This is a genomic window from Thalassolituus sp. UBA6592 (assembly GCF_002433655.1).
In the GTDB taxonomy this organism is placed as follows: Bacteria; Pseudomonadota; Gammaproteobacteria; order Pseudomonadales; family Oceanobacteraceae; genus Venatoribacter.
Window position 1 is genome coordinate 1 of the sequence record NZ_DJIO01000172.1, and the last position, 7,628, is coordinate 7,628.

Genomic DNA, 7,628 nt, shown 5'->3' on the forward strand with positions numbered 1-7,628 from the left:
CCCAGCTGAGCTAAGGCCCCGTCTCAAAACGTGGGCGTATCTTACGTTCGGACCCCCACCCTGTCAACACATTATTTAAAAAAATTTATCTTAAACAACAACTTAGCCGCCTGCCCCGCAGTCCGGCCAGAAAAAACGGCCCCGCAGGGCCGTTTCTTAGTCGATTTACCGGAGCTTGAACGCTGCGCTCAGCGATCAGCCCAGCTCCGCCTGAATCGCAGCAGAGATATCGCGGTAATCTTTTTCCATCTTTTTCGCTTTTTTCTTACCAACACCACCGAGAACCTCAATGGCATGACGCACACGGGCACGGCTCATATCCGGCCCCAGCAGCGCCATACTATCGAGTACGGAAATCGTCGCCGAAGTACCAGCGATGGCGATAAAGAACGGATTCAGGAAATCACGTACTTTAATATCCAGCTTACCTGCCAAAGCAAACATGCGCGTTTTGATTTCTTCCACATCCCAATGACGGATTTCTTCCAGCTGCCACAGGCCATACTGCAGTGCGACCAGCAGGGATTCTTCATCAAAGGCTTTGTGCTCGAATGATGCCGGCGTCAGTTCTGTCATACCAGACAGGAAATGCCCCGCCAGCGGCGCAACATCCGAAAACGTCTCGACACGAGGCTGAATATGAGGAATCAGCGGCAAGGTACGCTCAGGCTTAAATGCCCAGTCTGCGTATTTCGCGGCAAAACCATCAGCATCCAGTTCACGCAGCCACATGCTGTTCAGCCAACGCAGTTTTTCCATATCAAACACCGGGCCGCCCAGAGAGACACGTTTGATATCAAAGTTAGTGAACATTTCGTCGCGGGTGAATTTTTCACGCTCATCCGGCATCGACCAGCCCATACGCCCCAGATAGTTCAGCAGCGCTTCCGGCATAAAGCCCATACGCTCGTAGAACATAATGGAGGTCGGGTTTTTACGCTTGCTCAGCTTGCTCTTATCAGGGTTACGCAGTAGCGGCATATGACACAGCTGCACCATATCCCAGCCAAAGTAGCTGTACAGCAGCTTATGTTTCGGCGCCGAGCTGATCCATTCTTCACCACGGATAACATGGGTAATGCCCATCAGATGGTCATCCACCACGTTGGCCAGGTGGTAAGTCGGCATGCCATCAGACTTCATCAGAATCTGTGCATCAACCTGCGACCAGTCCAGCTCAATCGGACCGCGCAGCATATCGTCGACGACACATACGCCCTCTTCCGGCACCTTCATACGCACAACAAAAGGCGCACCTTCCGCTTCGCGGCGGGCCACTTCTTCTTCCGGCAGCATCAGGTCGGATGGCTTTAGTGCCATGCTGTTACCGGACGCCTGACGCTCGTTACGCATCGCATCCAGTTCTTCCGCGGTACGGAAGCATTTAAAGGCATGGCCTTTATCCAGCAGCAGCTGCACGTGCTCTGCATAAATGTCACGACGTTCGCTCTGACGGTAAGGGCCGTGAGGACCACCAACATCCGGACCTTCCGACCATTCCAGTCCCAGCCAGCGCAGGCTGTCGAGAATAGCCTGCTCTGATTCCGGCGTGCTGCGCTGCTGATCGGTATCTTCGATGCGCAGAATAAACTCGCCGCCATGCTGACGGGCAAAAGCCAGGTTGAACAAAGCAATGTAGGCTGTGCCTACGTGAGGATCACCGGTCGGTGAAGGCGCAACACGGGTGCGAACCGTCATAGGAATCTGTCTCTTTTCGGTCGGATTGAGAGGTTGTAAAAAACAGCGCAGATTATAGAGAAAAGCGCGCCATAACGCACACGCCGGATAACCACTGAGCAGCAGATGAATAAAGGATAAGCAGCCCCTGAACATTGACCGTCCAGGGACGTATGCGCGTGTCAGTGCAACAGCGCTGCAGCAGAAAGCAGAATAGCGAAAAGAGAAAACAGCTGGATGCGACGGTTCACCACCATCTGGCGATAGCCGGCAATGGCGGTCTGAAAAGACTTGAGCGCAGAGTCAGCCACAGCCCTTTCATTGGCGTAAATCAGAGAATAATGCCCGAGCAGCTCTGCACCCTCTGACTTGTACCCCATCCCCCGCTCACCGGAGCTGGGAATCGCGATAACAGTCACTTCACGTACGTTATCAAAATATTCTGTGTAAAAATCATCCAGTTCGCGACAGGCGGCGTCCGCCTTTTTCTGCGACAGAATCCCTTCAAACAAAGTACCACGAAGCTCAAAGTGACTCTGACTCTGATTAATGCGCTCCGTTAACTCCATCAGGTTTTCCCGGAGTTCCTGTACCCTGAGATATTCGTTCATCAAATGCTCCGTAACCTATGACGCATTTTTTACCCGGTCTGGGCTTTAAAGCGGCGAATGGTGGGCCATGATGCGAGTCCTGTCCAGCGTCCGGATGTCGGAAAGCTTACATTCTGGGCAAGCACGGCGCATTGACCAAATCTGTCGTCGTAATTGGTCTTTATGCTGCCCGATTGGACCAGAATTCCGTAGTTATCTGAGCGCCCACAAACAGCAGGTAAGCGGAAGGCCTGGTTCCGCGGAGAGAATATCTGCGAAGAAAGTATCTGCGAAGAGAGTATCTGCGACGAGATCCTGATCACAGCTGTTTAAAGAAGCGGCAGTACTTACCGCCGTCACAGAAGCAGTCAGCTGCTTTTCGCCGGTACGAATCCCCGAGGATCCAGACCCTCACCCCACTATCTGTCGGGTTGTCCGCCATCGTTTGCCTTCGTTAATGTTGTTACCGAATGTAAAAACATCAGCGAACAACACGACGCCGCACCCTGGCCGTATATCCGCTGAGCGACTCACCACTTAAATAATAATTCACTATGCTTATCAAACATCCAGCTCTGGTTATCTGTGCGCTGCTTACTGTTTTATCAATGAGTGGCTGCGGAGGTGGCAACTCCTCTGGATCTTCGGGCTCCGGCCAAAATGCCGGGGATAATGTTTCTGGCGAAAACCCGGCCCCTGATAACCCGGCCCCGGATAATTCGGATCCGGAAGAGATCAACGAACCTCCTGCACTGATCGCCTCCGTCCATCCCGGCGCATTTTACAGCGGCGCCGATGTTAAGATCTCCGGCAGCAACCTTGATGACGTAACCGTCGCTGTCAATGGTGCGTCAATCGACGTTACCTCCCAAACCGCCCACGAATTGCATTTCAATGCTGCTGACTGGCCGGACGGCAGTTATTCTCTTACGCTTGAAAACAGCGGTGGCACCGTATTAAGTAATATTTCATACGACACTGCCTTAAGCGCCACTGCCATTTCCGCCAGCAATCAATTCACATGTGCGCTCACCACCAGTGCAACTGTGGTTTGCTGGGGCAGAAACAACTATGACCAGCTGGGCAACAGCTCTGCCGACGCCTATACCAATGAGCCAATCGAGGTAGCCGGTCTCGGGAATGTCAGCGCTATCAGCACCGGCAACGTACACGCATGTGCTTTAAGTGGCGGCACCGTATCCTGCTGGGGCCGCAATAATTATGGCCAGCTTGGTGATACCACCACTGACGCCAGCAGCAATACTCCGGTGGATATTTCATTTGCAGATCTGGCGGACGCAACCATCACTGCCATTGCCAGCGGCGAAGGTGGCCAGCACACCTGCGCACAATACAGTAATGGCGACGTAAGCTGCTGGGGCAATAATGAATACAATGAAGTCTTAGAGCCGGTCTGGGAATACGGCATCCGTGATGCAGTCATGGCGCCTTAAAAAAGACCTGAATAGAAAGCCAGAATCGAGGGCCTGAACATTCACCAACACTCTTCCCTTTTTTCGCCCATTCAGTGACAGCTGACTGGGCTTTTCTGTCCAGGGGCCACTTCTGCTTACACTCACTATCGATAGCCTCTTTACTGCTGATCAATCCGGAAAACTGGGGAATAATGCACACACCGATATTAACCTTTAATAAGGCAAACCGGCCAAACCGGCAGTTTTATAAGCCTGTACAGGTCGGCGTGGTATTTTCACAACTGCAACAACAACTACTGATAACCTGCAAGAGGGAACGGAATGCCAGGGCTTAAAGCGACCAGGATAATGTTGCTGCGAACACTCAGTCTGTTGCTTGCCGGACTCTTCCTTCTTTCAGCTCAACAAGTCCAGGCAGATACGTTATCCCTGACCCGGACTGATTTCCGCTACCCGCTGGCATCACTTGATTATTCCGCAGGTTTTATTCCGGCAAAAGACGGCGTAGCACTGCAGGATATCCAGACGCTTTCTGACTCACCGTCGGAATTTGGGCTGAACCCTGATTTTCGAAAGCACAGCCGTTACTGGCTACATACTCAGATTGTAAACAACACATCTGATTCACACTGGGTTCTGCACGTCAGCAACTTTGGATTTGAGCAGCCAACTATTCTGGTTCGCGGCGAGAACGAACAACATATTGAAATCCTGCAGAACGCCAATCTCAATGCCGACATCAACACCCTTGGCCGGGCGGTTGATATCCAGCTGATACCTGGCAAAGAATACACAGTGATCGTTGAGTTAACCGCTTACAAAAAAGCATGGGACCCATACATTGCTCTGATGAGTAAACAGGAATACCGGATCTGGAAAGCAACCACCGACCTCATCTATAAAACCGCCATTGGCATTATTATCGGCATGATTATTCTGGCACTGATCTGCTGGTTACTGATGGCTGAAGCAACCTTTTTATGGGCCGGCGTATCGTCATTATTATTATTGCTTTACTACCTGGATCGCAGCAGCCTGCCCGCTATATTCCTGAACTCATCCTACGAAAAAAATCAGTTACTGTGGATACTGGTATCCTGCACGATATTGTCATCACTGGCCTTTGCCGCAAGCTTTCTGCAAATCAATCGTCAATCCGGGTTCTGGTACCGGGCATTTGCATTCACTGGCGGCGCCACACTGCTGGTTCTGGTATTAAGCCCGATACTGCCTTTTATTTTAAAGCTTTCACTGTATGCGTTGAACTACCTTCTGTTATGGACGGTAATCCTTGGCTCTGGTATCGCCAAAGTTCGGGCGGCAGGCAGGTACTACATCATGTACATCATTGGCTGGATGCCACTGGTTCTGTCAGCCCTGGAAGTCATCGTATTTATTTTTCTGTCACGTGACTCCGAACGGGAAGTAAAAGCCTCTTACCAGATGATTGAGTCTCTTTATATTCAGATTTCGCACATGATGATTCATGCCGTAGCACTGATTCTGCGTGTCCGGGCATTACGTCAGCAAAAGATTCAGGCTGAAATCGACAATCAGGCGAAATCCCGTTTTATAGCCCAGAGCAGCCACGATCTACGCCAACCCCTCTACTCCATGCGCTTATACCTCGACTCACTTAAGCCTTATATCTGCGACAAGGAAGCACTGAGTCTTTTCGACGGACTGAACAAAAACCACCGCCAGCTTGAAGAGTCCTTCAGTTCAATACTGGATCTTAATAAGCTTGAGGCCGGCGTATTAACAGCGGATAAAAAGGCAGTCGCCATAAGCAGTATATTTTCCCGACTGCAGTACGACTTTCAGATTCAGGCGAAAAATAAGGGCCTGAAGCTGTCAATCCACCCCTGCAGTGCAACCGTCTACAGCGACCCTGTACTGCTGGAACGAATGCTGAGAAACCTGATAGCCAACGCCATTAAATATACAGACTCCGGACGAGTAATTATTGGCTGTCGACGCCGCCAGAACCACATTTCAATCCAGGTACTCGACAGCGGCAGCGGAATCGCGCCGCACGAACAGAAAATCATTTTCGACCTTTATCAACGCTCGGAAAGTGTTCTCGAAAAACCGGGCGGCACTGGCATTGGACTGTCGGTGGTAAAGCATTTATCAGAGCTACTGGGCCATCCGCTTGCGCTGGATTCCGTTGTTGGCAAGGGTAGTCGATTCAGCATCACCGTCCCCTGTGCCAATTCAGATGAAGAAGTTGCCACCACCCTGTTCCCTGACCACTCAGAAATACAAGCCACTCTTTTCTTTAAAGATAAAGAATTGCAGGAAGCTACACAGCAACACCTGCACAACTGGGGCGTCAGGGTTTACTCCGTAAACAACACAGAGCAACTTGCCAATCACAATTCAGCAGCCTTGATAATCTTCGACCAGGCCGCCTTAGCGGATATTACGGCAACCGGCGACCTGCTTACGCAACAACTATCAGAAAATATCACTGCCTGTGTTCTCACAGAATCTGCCAGCAGACCGACACTGACTGTGTGTCACTGTCAGATCCTGTCTGCACCTCTGCTGCCGACACAACTCCGCGCCCTGGTAAATTATGCATCACGCGAAAGTGCAAAAGCAGATACAAGAGGCACAACCACGACACCCCTTCGGCCAAACAAAACGGTTAATTAACATGACAGTAAAAGTGTTAGTAAGCGACGATCACGAACTCTACCGGGACGGTTTGCGACGACTGCTGCAGGAAGCCATCGCCGATATCGAGATTCTGGAAGCGGACAGCTTCCCCTCCACCCAACAAGCCCTGTTCAAGCACAATGATGTATCACTGCTGCTGCTCGACATCCACATGCCGGGAACCCGGGGACTGGAAGGTTTAAAGCAAATCAAAGCTGATTATCCTGTACTGCCACTGATCGTGGTTTCATCAGAAGACCAACAGGCCAGCATCCGGCAGATGCTCGAACTCGGCGCCGACGGCTTCATCAGCAAGACGTCTTCAAAGGCAATCATGATCGCTGGCGTCAAAAAATTTATGGCCGGAGAGCAGGTCATTATCACTGGCGAGGAGCAAACTGAAGCGCTGATCCTCTCACCACGCCAGATTGACACCCTGGAACTGATGGCAAAGGGACTGTCCAACAAGGAAATTGCCGAAAAGCTCGGTATATCACCGGCAACCGTCAGAGAATACGTATCGGATATCCTGGCGCTGTTTCAAAGCACCAACCGCACCCAGGCAGCACTCAAAGCGCGGCAGGCTGGTTATATTCTGGATTAGGGAAAAATTCAGCCGTAAAAACCGCAAATCTTTGCAGAATCGCAGCTTTTTAAGAATTAGTGGCCAATGTAAGGAAGCGGAGGGATGCCCCGACCACGCCATGTTTAATGACCGGGAGGGATGAACGCCGTCGCAGGCTTCGGACGTTTGTCGCTTCGCTCGGTGCGAACCCACGAGGATTCGGCACCCTCGTCTCACCGCCATCAGGTCCGGTAAGCTTCAGCCATAAAAAAACCGCGAATCTTTGCAGAATCGCGGTTTTTGAATAAGTGGCGGTGGTCGGGATGTAACGGCCTCCGGCCTCAGCAACAAGTTGCTGTATGTCGCTTCGCTCGGAACGAACCCACGAGGGTTCGGCACCCTCCTCTCACCGCTTTTTACGCAAACGCGGGGCATAAAAAAACCGCAGAGCCGGATGACTATGCGGTTTTTCAAAATAAGTGGCCGATCAGAGTTAGTGGAGGGATATCCCGACCAGCCACTTTAAAGATCCGGTCGGGATGAACGCCGTCGCAGGCTCCGGACGTTTGTCGCTTCGCTCGGTGCGAACCCACGAGGGTTCTCACCCTCCTCTCACCGCCATCAGGTCCGGTAAGCTTCAGCCATAAAAAAACCGCGAATCTTTGCAGAATCGCGGTTTTTGAATAAGTGGCGGTG

6 protein-coding genes are annotated in these 7,628 nt (G+C 51.5%); 3 read left to right on the forward strand and 3 right to left on the reverse strand.

Going from position 1 to position 7,628, the window contains the following annotated elements:
• Positions 1-195: 195 nt before the first annotated feature.
• Positions 196-1,698, reverse strand: coding sequence for a glutamate--tRNA ligase (gltX, locus tag B2Z72_RS17435; protein WP_296981832.1), 1,503 nt, complete (start codon positions 1,696-1,698; stop codon positions 196-198).
• Positions 1,699-1,859: 161 nt separating this feature from the next.
• The gene (locus B2Z72_RS17440; protein WP_296981830.1) at positions 1,860-2,288 is read right to left on the reverse strand and encodes a hypothetical protein; all 429 of its coding nucleotides are present in this window, start codon (positions 2,286-2,288) and stop codon (positions 1,860-1,862) included.
• Positions 2,289-2,821: 533 nt separating this feature from the next.
• On the opposite strand from B2Z72_RS17440, the gene B2Z72_RS17445 reads away from it, so the two are divergent.
• The 3 genes from B2Z72_RS17445 to B2Z72_RS17455 all read left to right on the forward strand — a co-directional run bounded on the left by B2Z72_RS17445 (position 2,822) and on the right by B2Z72_RS17455 (position 6,971).
• Entirely contained in the window at positions 2,822-3,721 is a 900-nt protein-coding gene (locus B2Z72_RS17445; protein ID WP_296981828.1) for an RCC1 domain-containing protein, read from the forward strand.
• Between the two features lie 330 nt (positions 3,722-4,051).
• Positions 4,052-6,364 (forward strand): sensor histidine kinase, encoded by a 2,313-nt coding sequence (locus tag B2Z72_RS17450; RefSeq protein ID WP_297005427.1) that lies wholly within the window; start codon positions 4,052-4,054, stop codon positions 6,362-6,364.
• Position 6,365: 1 nt separating this feature from the next.
• A complete protein-coding gene (locus B2Z72_RS17455; protein WP_296984090.1) occupies positions 6,366-6,971 on the forward strand; it encodes a response regulator in 606 nt (201 codons plus the stop codon).
• 431 nt (positions 6,972-7,402) lie between these two features.
• Here B2Z72_RS17455 and B2Z72_RS17460 read toward each other — a convergent pair.
• Positions 7,403-7,628, reverse strand: a 226-nt coding sequence (locus tag B2Z72_RS17460; RefSeq protein ID WP_297005430.1) for a hypothetical protein, incomplete at its 5' end; no start/stop codon positions are given.